The organism is Pedobacter westerhofensis, assembly GCF_900182595.1.
Lineage (GTDB): Bacteria > Bacteroidota > Bacteroidia > Sphingobacteriales > Sphingobacteriaceae > Pedobacter > Pedobacter westerhofensis.
The window spans coordinates 408,666-425,796 of the sequence record NZ_FXTN01000004.1; the positions used below are offsets into that span (position 1 = coordinate 408,666).

Annotated in this window: 17 protein-coding genes; 5 read left to right on the forward strand and 12 right to left on the reverse strand. The window is 43.9% G+C overall.

Going from position 1 to position 17,131, the window contains the following annotated elements; genetic code table 11:
- Positions 1 to 7 precede the first annotated feature (7 nt).
- Entirely contained in the window at positions 8 to 1,210 is a 1,203-nt protein-coding gene (locus tag FN831_RS09770; protein ID WP_142528037.1) for a sensor histidine kinase, read from the forward strand.
- Complete coding sequence (locus FN831_RS09775) at positions 1,207 to 1,920, forward strand: LytR/AlgR family response regulator transcription factor (RefSeq protein ID WP_142528038.1); 714 nt, start codon at positions 1,207 to 1,209, stop codon at positions 1,918 to 1,920. Before FN831_RS09770 ends, FN831_RS09775 begins: the two co-directional genes overlap by 4 nt.
- A 24-nt stretch (positions 1,921 to 1,944) precedes the next feature.
- On the opposite strand, the gene FN831_RS09780 is transcribed toward FN831_RS09775, so the two are convergent.
- The 10 genes from FN831_RS09780 to ppnP form a co-directional block, all read right to left on the reverse strand.
- On the reverse strand, positions 1,945 to 2,712 hold the full coding sequence (locus FN831_RS09780) for a LytR/AlgR family response regulator transcription factor (RefSeq protein WP_142528039.1): 768 nt from the start codon (positions 2,710 to 2,712) through the stop codon (positions 1,945 to 1,947).
- Positions 2,693 to 3,739: a sensor histidine kinase gene (locus FN831_RS09785; RefSeq protein ID WP_142528040.1), complete on the reverse strand. Its 1,047-nt coding sequence runs from the start codon at positions 3,737 to 3,739 to the stop codon at positions 2,693 to 2,695. The genes FN831_RS09780 and FN831_RS09785 overlap by 20 nt, the downstream gene beginning before the upstream one ends.
- Complete coding sequence (locus FN831_RS09790) at positions 3,736 to 4,215, reverse strand: hypothetical protein (RefSeq protein ID WP_142528041.1); 480 nt, start codon at positions 4,213 to 4,215, stop codon at positions 3,736 to 3,738. The genes FN831_RS09785 and FN831_RS09790 overlap by 4 nt, the downstream gene beginning before the upstream one ends.
- 4 nt (positions 4,216 to 4,219) lie before the next feature.
- Positions 4,220 to 5,188, reverse strand: coding sequence for a heme-binding domain-containing protein (locus FN831_RS09795; protein ID WP_142528042.1), 969 nt, complete (start codon positions 5,186 to 5,188; stop codon positions 4,220 to 4,222).
- A 183-nt stretch (positions 5,189 to 5,371) separates the two neighbouring features.
- Complete coding sequence (locus FN831_RS09800) at positions 5,372 to 8,566, reverse strand: glycosyltransferase family 117 protein (protein ID WP_142528043.1); 3,195 nt, start codon at positions 8,564 to 8,566, stop codon at positions 5,372 to 5,374.
- Positions 8,563 to 8,904, reverse strand: a complete 342-nt coding sequence (locus FN831_RS09805; protein ID WP_142528044.1) for a PadR family transcriptional regulator — start codon at positions 8,902 to 8,904, stop codon at positions 8,563 to 8,565. The genes FN831_RS09800 and FN831_RS09805 overlap by 4 nt, the downstream gene beginning before the upstream one ends.
- Positions 8,905 to 8,966: 62 nt before the next feature.
- On the reverse strand, positions 8,967 to 9,641 hold the full coding sequence (locus FN831_RS09810) for a DUF6266 family protein (RefSeq protein WP_142528045.1): 675 nt from the start codon (positions 9,639 to 9,641) through the stop codon (positions 8,967 to 8,969).
- A gap of 258 nt (positions 9,642 to 9,899) precedes the next feature.
- Positions 9,900 to 10,664: an SDR family NAD(P)-dependent oxidoreductase gene (locus FN831_RS09815; protein WP_142528046.1), complete on the reverse strand. Its 765-nt coding sequence runs from the start codon at positions 10,662 to 10,664 to the stop codon at positions 9,900 to 9,902.
- Between the two features lie 89 nt (positions 10,665 to 10,753).
- Complete coding sequence (locus tag FN831_RS09820) at positions 10,754 to 11,662, reverse strand: helix-turn-helix domain-containing protein (protein ID WP_142528047.1); 909 nt, start codon at positions 11,660 to 11,662, stop codon at positions 10,754 to 10,756.
- 93 nt (positions 11,663 to 11,755) lie between these two features.
- Positions 11,756 to 12,067, reverse strand: a complete 312-nt coding sequence (gene ppnP, locus FN831_RS09825) for a pyrimidine/purine nucleoside phosphorylase (protein WP_142528048.1) — start codon at positions 12,065 to 12,067, stop codon at positions 11,756 to 11,758.
- 183 nt (positions 12,068 to 12,250) lie between these two features.
- Here ppnP and FN831_RS09830 point away from each other — a divergent pair, with 183 nt between their 5' ends.
- The 3 genes from FN831_RS09830 (at position 12,251) to FN831_RS09840 (ending at position 14,526) form a co-directional block, all read left to right on the forward strand.
- Positions 12,251 to 12,985: an SDR family oxidoreductase gene (locus tag FN831_RS09830; protein ID WP_142528049.1), complete on the forward strand. Its 735-nt coding sequence runs from the start codon at positions 12,251 to 12,253 to the stop codon at positions 12,983 to 12,985.
- Between the two features lie 61 nt (positions 12,986 to 13,046).
- Complete coding sequence (locus FN831_RS09835) at positions 13,047 to 13,961, forward strand: helix-turn-helix domain-containing protein (protein ID WP_142528050.1); 915 nt, start codon at positions 13,047 to 13,049, stop codon at positions 13,959 to 13,961.
- Between the two features lie 73 nt (positions 13,962 to 14,034).
- Positions 14,035 to 14,526: an OsmC family protein gene (locus FN831_RS09840; protein WP_142528051.1), complete on the forward strand. Its 492-nt coding sequence runs from the start codon at positions 14,035 to 14,037 to the stop codon at positions 14,524 to 14,526.
- Positions 14,527 to 14,560: 34 nt separating this feature from the next.
- Here FN831_RS09840 and FN831_RS09845 read toward each other — a convergent pair whose 3' ends face one another.
- Both FN831_RS09845 and FN831_RS09850 read right to left on the reverse strand, forming a co-directional pair.
- Positions 14,561 to 15,193: a gluconate 2-dehydrogenase subunit 3 family protein gene (locus FN831_RS09845; RefSeq protein ID WP_142528052.1), complete on the reverse strand. Its 633-nt coding sequence runs from the start codon at positions 15,191 to 15,193 to the stop codon at positions 14,561 to 14,563.
- Between the two features lie 42 nt (positions 15,194 to 15,235).
- Entirely contained in the window at positions 15,236 to 16,975 is a 1,740-nt protein-coding gene (locus FN831_RS09850; protein ID WP_142528053.1) for a GMC family oxidoreductase, read from the reverse strand.
- Positions 16,976 to 17,131 lie beyond the last annotated feature (156 nt).

The window sequence follows — 17,131 nt, forward strand, 5'->3', positions numbered from 1 at the left end:
AAAGATCATGAAGCGTTTATCCAGGCTGATTTCCAACAAGTACGTCATTTATGCAATTCATGTATTGTTCTGGATGCTGCTGATCTTTCCCTTTTTATCAGGGCCCTATCATCCTTCATATTTTAGTGAGGTAAAGTACAGGATAATCTTCAACAACAGCATGTTGATTATCCTGTTCTATTTCAATGCGTACTATCTTTATCCCAAAGTTTTCAGGAGAAAGGGCTGGCCGGCCTATATTTTAAGCGTGGTTGTATCCGTAGGGATGATTGTTTATGTGTCTTTTTATGTAGAGAAAACCTGGTTGCCCTTTAATGAATTTTCAGGTTTTCCGGGACGTCATCACCGTACTTTTCCTGAAAAAGAGAGCGGTCCATACTGGTCTCATTCGGGGATGGGACATGACGATTCTCTGCACAGGGATGAGGATCCTTCGTTTTTCAGGGAACGTGGAAGGAATGAATTCCATAAGGGCGACCGGGAGCGGTTTCCGCGGCCAATGGGCCCACCCAGGGGGATATTTCCCTTTCCGATGTATCTTTTTATCATTGGGATCAGCTTTAGCTACAGGCTGATGACCGATCAGAATATCGAAGAGAAAAAACGAAAGGAGCAGGAAACAGAAACCTTAAAAACAGAGCTCGATTTTCTGCGTTCGCAGATCAGTCCGCATTTTATGTTTAATGTGCTCAATACACTGGTAGCCATGGCCAGAAAGAAATCCGACTTAATGGAGCCTTCCCTGATCCAGCTCTCTACGTTAATGCGTTATGTGCTGCATGAAAGTAATTACAACAGAATTCCGCTGGGCAAAGAGGTAGAGTATCTCAAAAACTATATTGAATTGCAGTCGCTCCGCTTTGGTGATGACCTGAATCTGATCATGGAGATCTCTCAGGATACTGAGGGCTTTGAAATTGAGCCCATGCTGCTGATCCCATTTGTAGAAAATGCTTTTAAACATGGGCTGGGAACCGGGAACGATGCAAGACTGCTGATCCGTCTGGGGATAGACCAGGCGCTTTCACAGCTGCATTTTACAGTTGAAAACGAAATTGCCCCTGTGAGCGACAGTAAGGACGCCAGCTCCGGCATTGGATTAAAAAATGTAAGCCGCAGGCTGGAACTCTTATACAAAGACAAATACACCTTAGAAACGATGGTGAATGATAATATTTTTATTGCCGACCTAATAATTGAATTGAGATGATCCGTTGCCTGATAGTTGATGATGAGCGTTTTGCGAGAGAACTGATAGAGGATAACATTCGTTTAATTCCCTTCCTTGACCTGGTAGCCAGTTGTAAAAATACAGATGAGGCCATGAAGGTAATGGCCACAGAACAGATTGACCTGGTTTTCCTGGATATCCAGATGCCCGGCTTATCCGGAATTCAATGGCTGGGAGCAGGGCTGATCAATTCCCCGATGGTGATCATGATTACGGCCTATGAAAATTATGCCCTGGAAGGCTTCAATCTGAACGTGCTGGATTACGTAGTGAAACCAGTTGCGTTCGATCGCTTTTTAAAAGCTGCCAATAAAGCTATGGAACTGTACATGTTGAAAAATAAGCAGGCCCCTGCCTTGCCTGCTGAGCCTAATACCTTATTCGTAAACTCCGACTATTCGCTGGTGAGAATTAATATGGACCATATCACCCATATCGAAGGTTTAAAGGATTATATCAAGATATTTCAATTGAATACCGAGAGGCCGATTATACCGAGGCTTACGCTGCATTATATGGAGGCCAAGCTTCCTGCCACATCATTTTTACGCGTCCACCGTTCGTATATCGTAGCGCTTGATAAGATTATCTCCATTAAAAGAAACCGCTTGTACCTGCCTGATGCAGATATTCCTTTCACTGATAATTACAGGCCACAGTTAATGGAATATATAGGCCAGCACAGTTAAGTGGTCCTGATGGGAAACATGTCTTTACCGATCTTCCAGCCAGCTTAAAAACGCAGTTACTTTATCTTTTGCAACCAATAGTTTCTCTGCTGTAGGAATTAACAGCTTCACAAAAAGCTTCCTGGCGAAATAATGCTCTACCTCAAGTACAGATTTAAAGCTGATGAGGTACTGCCGGTTTAACCTGAAGAACTGTTTGGTCGACAAGAGCTGATGCACTTCATCCAGCGGGGAGGAGATGCCAAACTCTTCCTGATGAAAGTTTACGATCGTGGGTATTTCATTTTTGATGTAGAAGTAGGCGATGCTTTCTGTGGGGACGATCACATATTTGTTATGTTTAAATACCAGGAAGCTTTTTTTACCATCATTTTCCCCAATCCTGTTCATCAGCAATTCGAGCTGCTGGCTTTCTTCTTTGTGTGTCTGAAAGAAATTTCTGATACTTTCAACCTTTTCAAAAGCGGGGCCAATGGTTTCGGCTGATATCGGCTTTAGAATATAGTCTATCCCGTTGGATTTGAAAGCTTCTATTGCGTAGTCATTATAAGCTGTACAGAATATGACCGGGGAAACCACTTTTACACGTCTGAAGATATCAAAACATAATCCGTCTGCAAGCTGAACATCCATAAAGATCAGATCGGGTGCGGGATTTTCACTGAGGTACTGTACCGCGCTCTCCACACTCTGTATTGAACCCACAATCTTAGCGCCCGGTTTTACTAATGTAATGGTCCTGGCTAAAGCTCTGGCCGTTTTTATTTCATCTTCAATGATCAGGATATTCATGGATCAGCGGGAGTTTAACTGTAAAAAGTACGTTATTGTTATCGATGATGATCTTCTGGTTCAGCAGGTGCAGATACCGCTGGTTAATATTCTCCAAACCCAGCTGGGTAGAACTTTCAGGATTTTTCCGGAGGTTGAGCGGATTCTCGATGACCAGATTTTCTGTTGTAGTGTACAGCATGATGTGCAATGGTTTTACCAGGCTGACTACATTGTGCTTCACACAGTTTTCCACCAGAAGCTGAAGTGTGAATGGTGGTATAAGGCTTTGATATAAAGATGGATGAATACGTATATCTAAACTTATACCTTCTTCAAATCTGGCTTTCAGCAGGAAAAAATATGCCTGCAGGATACCGAGTTCTTCGCTTAAAGTGATCAGGTCTGATTTTCTGTTTTCCAGCGTGGAGCGGTAGAAATCAGACAGTTTATTTATGAAATTGGCGGACTGGGGATCTCCCAGCTCGATCATTGATTTGAGTGTGCTCAGGCTGTTGAACAGAAAATGGGGATTAACCTGCTGCTTAAGCAGTTCAAACTGGGCACCCAAATTGTCGGATCGGGTCCTTTCCAGTTCTATCGCCATGAGCTGCGTCCGGTGGCTCTGGTACAGCAGGTGAAGAAACATATAGGTGGTGAGGTTAATCAGGATTCCCCTGAACTGGTACATCATCAGCATAGACTTGAAATTATATGCCGGGAACAGTAACTGGTGCGCGATGACCAGTACAATCATCAGGAAAATTCCAAACACCACACTGCATATCAGCCTGATATTAAAGAAACTGCCGTCCACCGCTTTATTTGAAAATTTAGGTAAACTAAAAAGGTTGGCATACCAGATCAGCAAAGAATAGGTAAAAGCAATGGAGGCATCTACCATCAGCTCTGTAAGCGTAATATGCAGCTGAAGGATCTTTGGTATCGATGCCAGTACACCAATGAACAGCGAGCTGAGCCAGATGACCAGGGGCGAAACGCTGAAAACGCTTCCGGGCCTCGTATAAGTACCGGGCCTAATGATCATGGCATTACTGAGGGTTGCTGTGCAAAGATATAACGCATGCTTTTTTCATTTCCTGTAGTATCATTGCTCAAGGTAAGTAATTTACCTTCATATCGCTGGTAGTTTGCTTTTATGTTTTCAAATTGACCGCCGGTTGTTTTAATTATTTCCAATGACAGGAGCTCGCCGGGGATCTTTGCGCCAAACCAGTGTTCATCTTCTTTCTGTTTCCAGGTGATCATGGCCAGAACTTCGCCAGGCTGTGGCGCATTACCCGCTATGGCAGTTTTTAGGGCAAGTTCGTTACCATACAATGTGCACATTGTGGCGTTTTTTTTGTTGATTGCTGTGCTGATCACTTTTAATCCCATTTTACTGAAATTGAAAGATGAGGGCAGCGAAGCGTCTTTATTGATTAGCTGAGAACCATTGGGTTGTGTACTGCATGCTGCCGATAGCAGGATCAGCGCCGGGAATACGATATATATTGCTTTCATTGTTTTAGTTTTTAACGGGCAGAGTAAATACAAAATCATTTTTGCTCATCGGGCGGTGGCAGTTCACACATTCTGTAGCAAACAGTTTGGTTTTTCCGTAAGGAAGCATTTTTGGTGTCTTAAACCTTGCAAATCCCCATCCTGCAGTAGAACCATATTTTTGATCATCTTTGATCATATACTCCACCTGTTTAAAAGCGCCTGTTTTTACGTTGCCATCCTTATCGCTGAGCTTATCCCATGCTACTTTTGCAAAAATGGTTCCGTTTGGCCAGGGGTTGATGTGATTCTCCCTGATCGCTTTGATGGCAATATCATTTCCAAAAATCACCCGCATGGTGTTGTTATCAAAGCGGTCTGATGTGGTAACTACCTGCCAGTTTTTATAGTCGGGTATAAATTCAATACCATTGAGTGCTACCGGAAGATTGATTTTTGGTGCATTTGCGGCTCCTTCAACCCATTTACCATACTGTTTATCCAGTGCATTGGTCTTACTGGTATCTGAAGGTTTGTTGTTCAGCATCTCTGTAAGGTAATTTTTCAGTACCAGGAGATCTGAAGCTGAAACCTTTGTTCCGGGATGTACGATCTGGTATGATTTAATGGGCATCGCAGCTGCCTGGATCTGGTTTACGGCTTCCCATAATTTGGCTGCCTGATCTGGTTTGGCCAGTGCAGACCAGCTGGAGAAGTTTAATCCTTCGCGTCCCTTCTTTATATCCTCCGCTACTTTCCAGTTTGCAGGGGCAATCCTATCATACCACCGTACATTCGTTTCATTGGAATGGCAGTCGTAACAAGCTCTTTTCAGAATTGCCTTTACATCCTGCGGCGCCTGGAAATCTCCGGTGACCGGTGGATTTGCAAATACCGGCCTGTTAATAAACTGTATCAGTATCAATCCTCCTAGAATTACCAGGACCCCGGGGATGATGATTCTTCTTATCCGGTGTTTTGCTTCTAAACTCATATCCTAAAATTTTACTTAAAGGAACGCTTATTATATCCGCCATCAAAGCTGATTTTGTTCAATCAGGCGAATAAACAGGTGAACCCTCCAAATATCAGGTTGAATCTGAATTTCGTAAAATTTGGAAACATCATGTAATACCAGCATTCCTGCTGCGTCTGTTTATTTACATCCGTACTTTTATCAGGCTCCAATTCCAAACTGCTCAGCCAGTCTTTTAACTTTGCCCTTTATGAGTTGGTTTAACTCTTTTTGACCATACCCAGCAGTTATTTTGTCCAGGTTTTCAAGCACATATAAACCTATGCGGATATTTTGGAGGTGCGCCTGCTGATACGTGGGGTCCAGACTCTCGATATAACTGAACTCCTGAGAAAGAAAATCCGTGGTTTCCTTTGTGAGGATATTGGCTTCTGTCACATGGCGCAGCGCATACATGTTCTGAATGGTGCTGACCCGGTTAAGGGTATCTCTCATACTGTAATTTCTCAGTGGTATCTGCTTCAGGCTTTTCTGGAGGATCAGTTCTGCCTGCATGGTTTTACCTTCCATAATCAGGTTGGTAGTCAGGGTGTTATTCATAGTCCAGGTTCCTTTCATAAACTCTCTCGTCTGTGGATCCAGGTATTTCGATTTTTTATATGCGGTGAAATCCATTTTGTTGGCAACATGATCGAACATCTCATCAGTATGGCTACGCTCAGATTTATCGCGCTCATCACCCTGTTGTGACTGAAATGGCAGCAGGCGATAGGCATAACCTTCAAGGTGCAGGTATTTATCCAACCCGATATAAGTATCGTCAGAAACAGAGGTCGCGAAATATATTGGCCGTTTCCAGTTGTTGTGTACCAGGATATCGAAGATGGCAAGGTCACCTTTACTGGCATAGGGTTTATTGAATACCCATTCCATACTTTTTGCCACTCTGGACCGCTCATTATTTTTGATGGTATGGGTTTTCACCAGCTGATCGGTGTCAACGGTAAGTTTAAGCTTTTTGGAAGGCAGGAAATTCATGTACGCGCCACTGCTCATCTGTACCTGGTCTGCTTTATTGTCTGATGTCATTACCGCAAAGAGGTCCTTCAGCTCTACGCTGTCCGTCAACCCATAATCTACATAAGGCAGATAATCTCTGGTGCCCTCTGCATACTGGTTTTCGGTCATAGAAACAGGGAGAGGAGCAGAGGCGTTCTGCTGTCTTTTCATCTGGTTGATATATCCTGCATCCGGCAGGAACTGTACGCACAGCACCCTCACATCAGTTCTGATTCCTTCCACTTCCTGCGCGTACCAGAGGGGGTAGGTATCATTATCAGCATTGGTAAACAGGATGGCGTTTGGGGCACAGGAGTTCAGGTAATTTCTTGCCCAGTCGCGCGCAGTGGTTTTATTCGATCTGTTGTGATCGTCCCAGTTCTGAGTTCCCATGAGTACCGGTACAGTGATGCAAAGCAGTGCGGCAACCGAAAGGCTAAATTTCGGCTGGGCAAACCTGCTCAGCAGTTCCCCTACTGCAAGCATTCCAAAGCCTATAAATATAGAGAAGGCATAAAACGAACCGATATAAGCATAATCCCGCTCCCGCACCTGCAGCGGATCCTGGTTCAGGTAGAGAATAATAGCAATTCCGGTAAAAAAGAATAGTGTCAGCAGTACCAGCGCGTCACGTCTGTTCCTGCGGTATAGCCAAACCAGACCTGCGATACCCAGGATCAGCGGCAGACCGTAATACACATTGTGGCCTTCATTCGCAGTTACGCTTTGCGGCAGGCCGGCCTGGCTTCCCAACCTTACTGCGTCAAGTGATTTTATTCCTGTGATCCAGTTTCCGTTTTCTATACCGCCCTGGCCTTCAAAATCATTCTGACGACCGGCAAAGTTCCATAGAAAGTAGCGCCAATACATAAAGCCAAGCTGCCAGGAAGTAAAGAACCTCAGGTTTTGCACAAATGAGGGGGTTTCTCCTTCGGACATATTCAGCCACTGACGATAAAATGCGGGATGGTTATCCTTCTGGCTATACGTTCTGGGGAAGAACATATTTTTATCATACGTAGTTTTATAAGTGGAACCGGAAATTTCATATTTGGAATTTCCTTTTCGATAGGTGTAGCCTGTTTCCTTCTGGTCTACGGTTTTTGCATCAAATGTATTCCCGTATAGTAAAGGCGTAGAACCATAATTGATCCTGCCAAGGTAGCTGTACAATGAAAATGGGTTATCAGGATTACTTAAATTGATATTTGGCTTTGCGTCGGCACGGATCAGGATCATGAAATAAGAGCTAAAGCCAAACAGCAGAACTACTAAACACAGGAGTCCAAGGTTGAGGTTGTACTTTTTCTTTTGAATGGAATACCGGATGGCCCATAAGGTAGCTGCAGCAAATATCAGAAGAAAGAAAATTGCTCCTGAGCCAAATGAAAATCCCAGCGTATTTACAAAGAATAAGTCAGCTTCGGCAGCAAAAAGCACAAAATACTGGATGATCACAAACTGGACCAGTCCCACGATGAAGCAGCCAGCTACCAGCGCTTTTAATGTGCCTGGTACTGTTGGTCTTAAAGCCTTCTTGAAATACCAGACAAGCGTTACTGCGGGAATGGCAAGCAAGCTCAATAAATGAACCCCGGTAGACAGGCCCACGACAAAAGCGATCAGCACAAGCCAGCGGTCGTTGTTTTCGCTTTCCCATTTCAGGATTGCCCAAAATGTGATGGCGGTAAATAAAGAGGAGAGCGCATATACTTCTGATTCTACTGCAGAGAACCAGAATGTATCAGAAAATGTATAGGCCAGGGCACCTATTGCACCCGCGGCCATAATACCGAATGTTTTTGAGCCGGGTTTTTCATTCCTGTATACTTTGGCAGCAATGGCCGTGATGGTCCAGAATAAAAACATAATCGTGGCTGCGCTGGCAAGCACTGCGCTGAAGTTGATCCAATATGCAATCTTCGCCGTATTTCCCATAGCCAGCAGGCTGAACATTTTTCCGATCATTAGAAACAGGGGAGCCCCGGGCTGATGGCCAACCTGCAGTTTGGAGGAAGTTGCAATAAATTCTCCGCAGTCCCAGAAACTTACTGTGGGTTCCATTGTGAGCCAGTACGTGAGCAGGGCGATCGCAAAAAGTGCAAATCCCATACAGGTATTGATACGCTGATAACGTTGTTTTTCTGCCGGAGTACTGATCATCTCTGCAAATTCAGTATGGATAAACTCCTGTACCCGCTTCATATTGAATGTTGTGGGCTGATGTTCCAATGCAGTAAGGATATGATCGTATAACTCATCAAATGAATCCTTGCTAACCGTTACCTCCAGGAGATGACGGCGAACGTCGAGCTGCTGCTGTGCGGTAAGTTTCATGATAATTTTGATTTAAGGCTGAGCAGTAATTCAAGATTGCCAATAAAACTTCTGGCTTCTTCAAGTTTGGTTTGTACGGCAACCCTGCCTTCTTTGGTGAGGGCATAATACTTGCGGACGCGGTTGTCTACCATTTCGGTGCTGGTGCTCAGCATTCCTTCGGCTTCCATTTTATGCAGGGAAGGGTACATCGATCCTTCAGTAAGGAGGATCTCACCGTTGGTGATTTCCTTTACTTTTTGTGTGATCTCGTAGCCATACATTTTTTCATTTTCCTGCAGTAATTTAAGAATGATCGTTTGCAGGCTTCCTTTTAACATACCGTTTGCTGTACTCATGATACAAATGTATAATTTTCCTACATACATAGGAAAATTATGCATTATATATTTTTTTTGGTTTAGCTAAAAGTGATTGTACCAAGGTACTCACTGTCCGACTGCCTGCTGCGGTCTGCTGCAACAAACGCCAGGTAACAATGAAATGTGCCACCATTGGTGTATATCTTACTTTTTTTGTAGTAGCTTACCCGCAGAATCTGTTCGCCACTTTTTCTGAACTCTCCAAAAATAGACATGAAAGCCTTTTTGTGCTCAATATCATAAGCAAGCAGCATTGCCTGGTCTGCATAATGTGCACCTTTTGCGAGCGCATCCGACCAATCTTTATCCCAGCTGAATTTGATCTCCTGTTCAGCATACTTTTCTACCTTCATGTTTTCTGGCAGAGGCAGACTGCCGTAGCTCACTTTGGCCAGGGCAGGATTGACTGTGAACTCAGGTGCATCACCTTCAACGGCATGAGTCAGAAGGTAGGATTTCGCAGCAGCATGGCCTTGCGAAGCAGGCTTGTAGGTGAAACCTTTGAATCCTTCACGCACAAAATCGAGAAGTGGTTTTAGCCAGAATTGCGCGGTGTTAAATCTGGTACGATTGCCTTTTTCTTTTTTTGAGATCTTCGTTGTTCTTTTTTTATGCGGCCCCTTTATATACGGATTGCCATTACGAGAAGATCCATGTGTAGGGCCTACCTTTCCTTTGATAGGGCCGTTAATTCCATTGATTAGTTTTCCCATGATATATTCAATTATTTGAAAACCAATTTACTAACTGTTTTAAACAAATACAAATTAATTTGAAAATAAATATGGATCAAAAACAGATCATACAGGGATAATATTTCTCTTTGATCCGAGTTTGATCCGTCTTTGATCCGAGTTTGATCCGAATGTGATGCGTTTTTGTTTGGGAACAGTGGTTACAGTAATCAATCAGCGTATGATGGCGGGCATCTTATGATCTTTTCAGAAACCGGATTTTGAGATGTTATTTGCTTAAAGGTTTTGGCCGCCGGAAACTTCGATGCGCTGTGCATTGATCCATTTGGCATCTTCGGTGCACAAGAAAGCAACAACACTGCCGATATCGTCAGGCCTTCCTACGCGGCCAAGAGCCGTGATACTTGCGATATGCTTGTTGAGTTCCGGATTATCTCTGACCATACCGCCGCCAAAATCGGTTTCTATGGCTCCGGGGGCAACAATGTTCACATTGATCCCGCGTTTACCTAATTCCTGGGCCATGTATTTGGTTAAGGTTTCAATCGCGCCTTTCATACTTGCATAGAGTGAATAGCCCGGGGTACTGAATCTGGCCAGGCCGGTAGAAATATTGACAATACCGCCTCCGTCGTTCATCAGGGCAAGTGATTTTTGCGACAGGAAATAAACTCCTTTATAGTGGATATTCAGTAAAGTATCAAACTGCTCTTCAGTAGTATCAGTAAAGGGGGCATATACAGCGATCCCTGCGTTATTGATTAAAAAATCAAAATGATCAGTATCAAATTTATCTTTTAATACTTCCTGAACCTGAATGAGAAACTGATCAAAGCTTTTGATATCTGCAGTATCAAGCTGCAGGGCTGCGCCCTTTTGTCCCAGTTGTTCAATATCAGCTATCACTGCCTGGGCCTCATCTTTTTTCGTGTGATAAGTGAAGATCACATCAAAACCTTTCTTTGCAAGGCTTTGTACCATGTTTTTACCTAATCCGCGGCTACCGCCGGTAACCAGTGCAATTTTACTTTTAAGTTCCATCGTAATAAGTTTTAATTCGACGGTAAAAGTAAGATGATATCGGACAACGGTGTTTGCACAATTCAATCAGAAGCTTACATAAATCAATCTTAGGCCCTGAATAGATTGGGAGCGATGGAGGTTTGTTTTCTAAAGAAGTTTGAAAAATGCGCCAGCTGTTCAAAACCGAGGGAATAGGCAATTTCGGATATGTTCCAGTCGGTCTGTTTCAACAGGATTTTTGCTTCCTGTGTAATCCTGGAGCTGATGATCTCTGTAGTGGTTTTGCCTGTATTTTCTTTTAAAACCTTATTCAGGTGATTTACATGTACAGAAAGCCGGTCGGCATAATCCTTGGCAGTACGCAGCGCCAGTTTCTGATGTTGTGATTCAATTGGAAACTGTCTTTCCAGCAGTTCAATAAAGAGAGAAGATACCCTTGCCGAAGCGTTATGTGTTGGATACAATGAAGATGCCGGCTGCAATTTCTGCCCGTAGTGGATCAGTTCAAGCACATAGTTTCTGATCAGGTCATATTTATAAGCGTAGTCGGATGATATTTCCTTATGGATTTTATTGAAGATCGCAGTCAGTTCCAGGCATTCTTCATCTGTAAGCTCGAATATTGGAACACCGCCCGGCTGAAAAATGGGCAGGTCTTCGAGAACTACGCCACTCTTATTCTTGATCAGAAACTCGTCTGTGAAGATACAAAAGCTGCCGTGCTGGTCTGTATCCTGTGGCAGCCAGTTATACGGAATCTTTGGTGTGGCAAAAATCAAAGCATTTTTCTCAATGTCAATTACTTTATCAGCGTACTCTGCTATATTCTTCCCGTGAATGAGGCCTATTTTGTAATATGCTCTGCGGTTGTAGGGCATAACAGGCTTCTTATCGGTTTCTTTGCTCACCAGATCTTCAGTTCTGAAGATGTTGAAATGACCAATTTCTTTAGAAAGCCCTGCAGGTATCAGGGTGGATATAGACTGATAAAATTCTTCTACCGATATAGTTTCCATATACATGAGGTTTGCAAAAATCAAATATAATGAAAAATCATTAATGGAAGCAGCGGCATTGATTGCTATATGAGAGCAGCGGAATAGCTGATCTTATCCATAATAACAAAGATAAGCCACATCGTCATCACAGGTAACATCAAAGGATACGCCTGAAGGAACATCAAATTCTTCCTGTGCCTTGTATTTTACATAACTGTTTCCTTCGAGTTTTACGCCCAGAATACCTGAAATGATAATCATTTTCTCTGGTGAGGATGTAGAAAAAGTATAGTTGCCTTTTTTCATCACGCCCACTGTGGCGCTTCCTTTTTCTGTTTCCAGTGCCAGGCTTTGAACTTTGCCCGAAAAATATACATTGTGGTTTACGGTCTCTTCTTCAGAAAGATTGATAGAATTACTCATGGTTTTGGATTTACTGGATTGATTTAAAAACCAAAAATAACTTTTTTATCATATAAGAGGTGGTTTATCTATAAAAAACCTCCTATCGCATCGTGTTTGGGAATCTGGCGAATACATATACGGTTTTGGCTACATCCTTACCAGCAGCATTCCCGAATTTTGGCAGATAAATTAATCAAAGACATGGAAATCAAAGGAAAAATCGTAGTGATTACAGGTGCTAGCAGCGGAATAGGCGAGGCTGCTGCGCGAATGCTGGCCGGGCTGGGCGCAAAAGTAGTATTGGGCGCACGCCGACCTGAGCGTCTGGAAAGTATTGCCGCGGGCATTGTAAAAGATGGCGGAGAAGCTGTATTTGCCGTAACAGATGTAAAACGCCGTGAAGACCTTAGCAATCTGGTAAAACTGGCTGTTGAACAGTATGGTAGGGTGGATGTGATCATTAATAATGCCGGGATTGCCCGTTTATCCCGAATTGATGAACTGGATATCGAAGCATGGGAAGAAATGATAGATATCAATCTGAAGGGTGTTTTGTATGGGATCGCCGCCGTCGTACCGGAATTTAAGAAACAGGGATATGGTCAGGTAATCAATATTATCTCAACTTCGGGTATTAAGATTGTGCCTTTGCAGGGCGTTTACGCAGGTACAAAAAATGCAGTGAGAACAATCAGTGAAGCCTTCCGCCAGGAGTCTAAAGGTGCATACCGCATAACCGGCATCTCTCCCGGAATGATCCGGACAGAACTGACCGAGGGAATTACAGACCCGGCGATGAGGTCTGCAATGCAGGAACATGTTTCGGCAGTGGCCATTTCTGCGGATGCGATTGCCAGCGCTGTAGTTTTTGCTATTGGCCAGCCCTCCGATGTAGAGGTCGGTGATATTGTTGTTCGCCCTGCGGCGCAGGATTAATTTCTAAATTGCCCGGGATTTACTGATATTGTATTTATAAATATTTTTATACACTTATAAAATGTCTATTCCTCAGATTTACACCATCAACAGTATTTCAGAACTGTTACGAAGGACAGGACTGCCAAAGCCACTGCATCCGCAGGTAGCGCTGGTGAACTATGACCAGGTGAAGCTGATGCTGACTGATGCCGGCAATAAATTTGCACTGAATTTTTATAAAATATCTTTTAAAACTGATTTTAACGGACGTGTAAAATACGGACAGGGGTATTATGATTTTGAGGAGGGTGGACTTGCATTTCTCTCCCCAAATCAGGTCGTGACCATGTCTGGCGAAACTGAGAGTTATCAGGGGTATGCGCTGTATTTTCATCCTGACCTGATCAGGGGCCATCCGCTGGCTGAGCATATCCATCAGTATGGATTTTTTGCTTATGCTGTTTCAGAGGCGCTATTTCTTTCTGACAAAGAGAAAAAGGTGATCAGCAGGCTGTTTGAAGCTATCGAAACAGAACTTCAGCATGATATTGACCACTTTAGCCAGGATGTGCTTGTTGCACAGATCGAGCTGCTGCTCACGTACAGTAACCGTTATTATAACAGACAGTTTATCACCAGGAAAGTGATTTACAACAGTCTGATTGATCAGATGAACCTATATCTGGGCGGGCGCCTCGGCGCGCAAAATCCAGTGATCGGCGGACTGCCCTCTGTTCAGGATGTGGCAGACCACCTGCAGGTTTCTCCGAGGTATTTAACGGATATGCTTAAATCCCTTACGGGACAAAGCGCACAACAGCATATCCATCATCAGATCATAGAAAAGGCGAAAGATATTTTGGCAGTCAGCAACCGCACCATTGCAGAGATCGCATATGATTTAGGCTTTGAACATCCGCAATCATTTAATAAGTTGTTTAAGCAAAAAACAAAAATGTCTCCTTCAGCGTTCAGGCAATCTTTTGATAATTGATTGAAGTTTATAAATTTACTTTCGATTTGCGCCGGAATCATAACACAACCGGCAGACAGTCGTTAAAGATATTATGAAGAAGCAACATCATTATCAATTATCATTAAGGTGGAATGGGAACCTTGGCGAAGGAACGCTTAACTATAAATCATATGCAAGGATTTACACTGTTCACATCGATGGTAAACCAGTATTGGAAGGTTCCTCTGATCCTTATTTCAGGGGAGATCAAAGCAAGCACAATCCTGAAGACATGCTGATATCGTCGCTGAGCGCCTGCCATATGTTATCCTACTTACATGTATGTGCCGTAGGCGGGGTAGTGGTGGTAGATTACCTGGATAATGCTACAGGTTTGATGGAAACTACGCCGGACGGTTCCGGCCGTTTTCTTGAGGTTACGCTTAATCCTGTGGTTACTGTTGCCGATGCTTCTATGATTGAAAAAGCCAACGCATATCATGCCAGGGCCAATCAGCTCTGTTTTATTGCAAACTCGGTCAATTTCCCGGTGAAGCATGTGCCCGAGGCAAGAGTGAAGTTAAATGTAACTTTCAAGCTTTAAATGCGCCCGTTACCAAAGTAACAGGCGCATTGGTTTATATCTTTTCAGACTCCATTCCGTACTGTTTTAACACATCAGCCGGTACGCCTTCCCATTTGTTTGGCTGGTTACCTGCGTAGCCGATATCTTTGACCCCGATTTCGCTGGTGAAAAATCCTGAGGCCGTAAGATCCCGCATGAGGTTAAAAAAGGCAACTCCCTGCATCATATTTGGTTTCGCTTTTTGAGGATAGGCGATCTCATCGATCAGGCTCAGCTGCTGGGCGGATGAACCTCCGCTGAATGGCTTTTGAAACCTGTTGTTGCTCTGGATGTCCAGCCATTTTAGTCCTCCGCGCATTGGCGTCTGGTGCTGTGGCATGTCCTTCACAATAAATTCAATAAAATCCGGCACTTTTGCATCTGTTGCACTGCCCGACCTGCCATCTTTGGGTATGATGATATCTGCTAGAATTGCGATAGTAGCCATTTCATGTTCATTGAAGAACTTTGCTTCTTTCAGCGCCTGGTCCCTTGCTATTTCAAAGTCCTGCCTTCCCGGCTGGGCGGCAGCTTCTTTTGTAACTATTTCTTCTTTTACTTCTTTTCCCGGTTTACAGGCCTCGAGTAATAATCCCGTACTTACGGCAGTGAGGCCTAAGGCCCTTAATGATTCTCTTCTGTTCATCTTATGATAGATAATTAAGCAGATTAAACGATACGATATTGATTAGCTCAGGTTTACCTTTTTCTTCTGCGCCAGAATATACTCTGCGGTACGCATCGACAATGCAAGAATAGTCCAGGTTGCGTTTTTATCGCCCTGCTGTACGAAAGGCCCGGCATCAACCACAAATAAATTCTGGCAATCATGTGCCTGGCACCATTTGTTCAGCGCAGATTTCTTCGGATCATTGCCCATCCTTACTGTACCGGTTTCATGAATGATTTTTCCCGGTGCTTCCAGTCCGTAATTGGTATCTGCGCCCGGCAGGTCTGAGGTAATGATGGCGCCCATATTATGCATGATCTCTTTAAAAGTTTCCTGCATATGTTTTGCCTGTTTAACCTCGTCCGGTGCCCATTTATAATTGAACCGGAGGACAGGGATACCGTATTTGTCTACCACTTTAGGGTCTATCTCACAGTAATTGCTTTCTCTTGCGATAGCTGTACCGCGGCCGGCCATCCCTACGTTTGTGCCAAAAAACCTGCGGTAATCATCTTTCAACGAAGCTCCATACCCTCCGGCTTCTTTCATCTTTCCATCCTTGCCGGGCACGAGGCCATTGACCTTCTGGATATTAGAGCCAATGCCATATCCCGGCATGTGCATACCACCGCCATATTCTATATGGTATCCCCTTGGGAAGTCCAGCTTTTTATTGTCCAGCCACCAGGGCGAATAAATATGTACACTGCCTACACCATCTTCGTTGTAGCGTTTACGGTCCATCAGCTGTGGCAAAAAGCCGCTGAGGCTCGCTCCTGTAGAGTCATGCAGGTATTTTCCTACGATGCCGCTGCTGTTGGCTATTCCGTCAGGGTGAGCTGCAGATTTTGAGTTGAGCAGCAGTCTTGCAGATTCTCCGGCACTGGCGCCCAGAATTACAATTTTACCTTTAACTTCATATTCCTGTAGATCTTTGGTATTCACATAGGATACTCCTGTAGCAAGGCCGCTTTTATCTGTCAGAACTTCTCTGACCATGGCGTTGGTGATCACCGTCAGGTTTCCGGTTTCTACTGCCGGGATAACCAGGCATGAGGATGATGAAAAATCGGCGTAGACTTTACATGATCTTCCGCATTGCCCGCAGAAAAAGCAGGAACCACGTTTATTATTTCCCGGTAAAGCTTCGGTGAGGACAGACCCTCTTCCCGGTATAACTTTCACTCCGGATTTCGTAGCGCCCTTCTTAATAAACAGTTCGTGCAGCCTTGGTTTTGGAGGTGCGAGGAAGATGCCATCAGGTTCACTTTCTATTCCTTCGGCAGTTCCGTAAACACCAATTAACCGGTCTACCTTGTCATAAAAAGGTTTTAGCTCATCGTAAACAATAGGCCAGCTATCGGTTAGTCCGTCCTTAGGCTGGAAATCTTCGGGGCCCATTCTCAATGAGATTCTTCCCCAGTGATTTGTTCTTCCGCCCAGCATCCTGGAACGGAACCATGCAAATTCTGAGTTGTTTTTTTGTGTGTAAGGTTCACCTTCAAGTTCCCAACCACCGTATGCGGCATCGAAATCGCCGAAGGGACGGGTAGTGCTGGCTCCGCGCCTGGGTGATTCCCAGGGCCATTTGAGCTGCTGGGCGTCTGTTCTTGGGTCAAAATATGCACCTGCTTCGAGCATCAGTACTTTTTGTCCGGCATGAGCAAGCACATAGGCAGCCATACCGCCTCCTGCACCTGAACCTACAATAATTGCATCGTATTCTACATTTGACTTTTTAATCTGAAAATCGTTCATCCTTAATTCTGGGTTATTAAGAGTATATATTTGGGTGCTTATTTTTCGAATTTAGGATTAAAAATGAAAAAATGACTTCTATTCCAAGAAATAATTGCTGTAACATTTTGAAAACATCCGTCCTGACGTTAACAAAATTGCCTTTAAAGTTGATAA

Bases quoted from the DNA above. Each gene is read 5' to 3' on its own strand.
- FN831_RS09770 (WP_142528037.1), top strand. From the start codon at position 8: ATGAAGCGTTTATCCAGGCTGATTTCCAACAAGTACGTCATTTATGCA.
- FN831_RS09775 (WP_142528038.1), top strand. From the start codon at position 1,207: ATGATCCGTTGCCTGATAGTTGATGATGAGCGTTTTGCGAGAGAACTG.
- FN831_RS09780 (WP_142528039.1), bottom strand. From the start codon at position 2,712: ATGAATATCCTGATCATTGAAGATGAAATAAAAACGGCCAGAGCTTTA.
- FN831_RS09785 (WP_142528040.1), bottom strand. From the start codon at position 3,739: ATGATCATTAGGCCCGGTACTTATACGAGGCCCGGAAGCGTTTTCAGC.
- FN831_RS09790 (WP_142528041.1), bottom strand. From the start codon at position 4,215: ATGAAAGCAATATATATCGTATTCCCGGCGCTGATCCTGCTATCGGCA.
- FN831_RS09795 (WP_142528042.1), bottom strand. From the start codon at position 5,188: ATGAGTTTAGAAGCAAAACACCGGATAAGAAGAATCATCATCCCCGGG.
- FN831_RS09800 (WP_142528043.1), bottom strand. From the start codon at position 8,566: ATGAAACTTACCGCACAGCAGCAGCTCGACGTTCGCCGTCATCTCCTG.
- FN831_RS09805 (WP_142528044.1), bottom strand. From the start codon at position 8,904: ATGAGTACAGCAAACGGTATGTTAAAAGGAAGCCTGCAAACGATCATT.
- FN831_RS09810 (WP_142528045.1), bottom strand. From the start codon at position 9,641: ATGGGAAAACTAATCAATGGAATTAACGGCCCTATCAAAGGAAAGGTA.
- FN831_RS09815 (WP_142528046.1), bottom strand. From the start codon at position 10,664: ATGGAACTTAAAAGTAAAATTGCACTGGTTACCGGCGGTAGCCGCGGA.
- FN831_RS09820 (WP_142528047.1), bottom strand. From the start codon at position 11,662: ATGGAAACTATATCGGTAGAAGAATTTTATCAGTCTATATCCACCCTG.
- ppnP (WP_142528048.1), bottom strand. From the start codon at position 12,067: ATGAGTAATTCTATCAATCTTTCTGAAGAAGAGACCGTAAACCACAAT.
- FN831_RS09830 (WP_142528049.1), top strand. From the start codon at position 12,251: ATGGAAATCAAAGGAAAAATCGTAGTGATTACAGGTGCTAGCAGCGGA.
- FN831_RS09835 (WP_142528050.1), top strand. From the start codon at position 13,047: ATGTCTATTCCTCAGATTTACACCATCAACAGTATTTCAGAACTGTTA.
- FN831_RS09840 (WP_142528051.1), top strand. From the start codon at position 14,035: ATGAAGAAGCAACATCATTATCAATTATCATTAAGGTGGAATGGGAAC.
- FN831_RS09845 (WP_142528052.1), bottom strand. From the start codon at position 15,193: ATGAACAGAAGAGAATCATTAAGGGCCTTAGGCCTCACTGCCGTAAGT.
- FN831_RS09850 (WP_142528053.1), bottom strand. From the start codon at position 16,975: ATGAACGATTTTCAGATTAAAAAGTCAAATGTAGAATACGATGCAATT.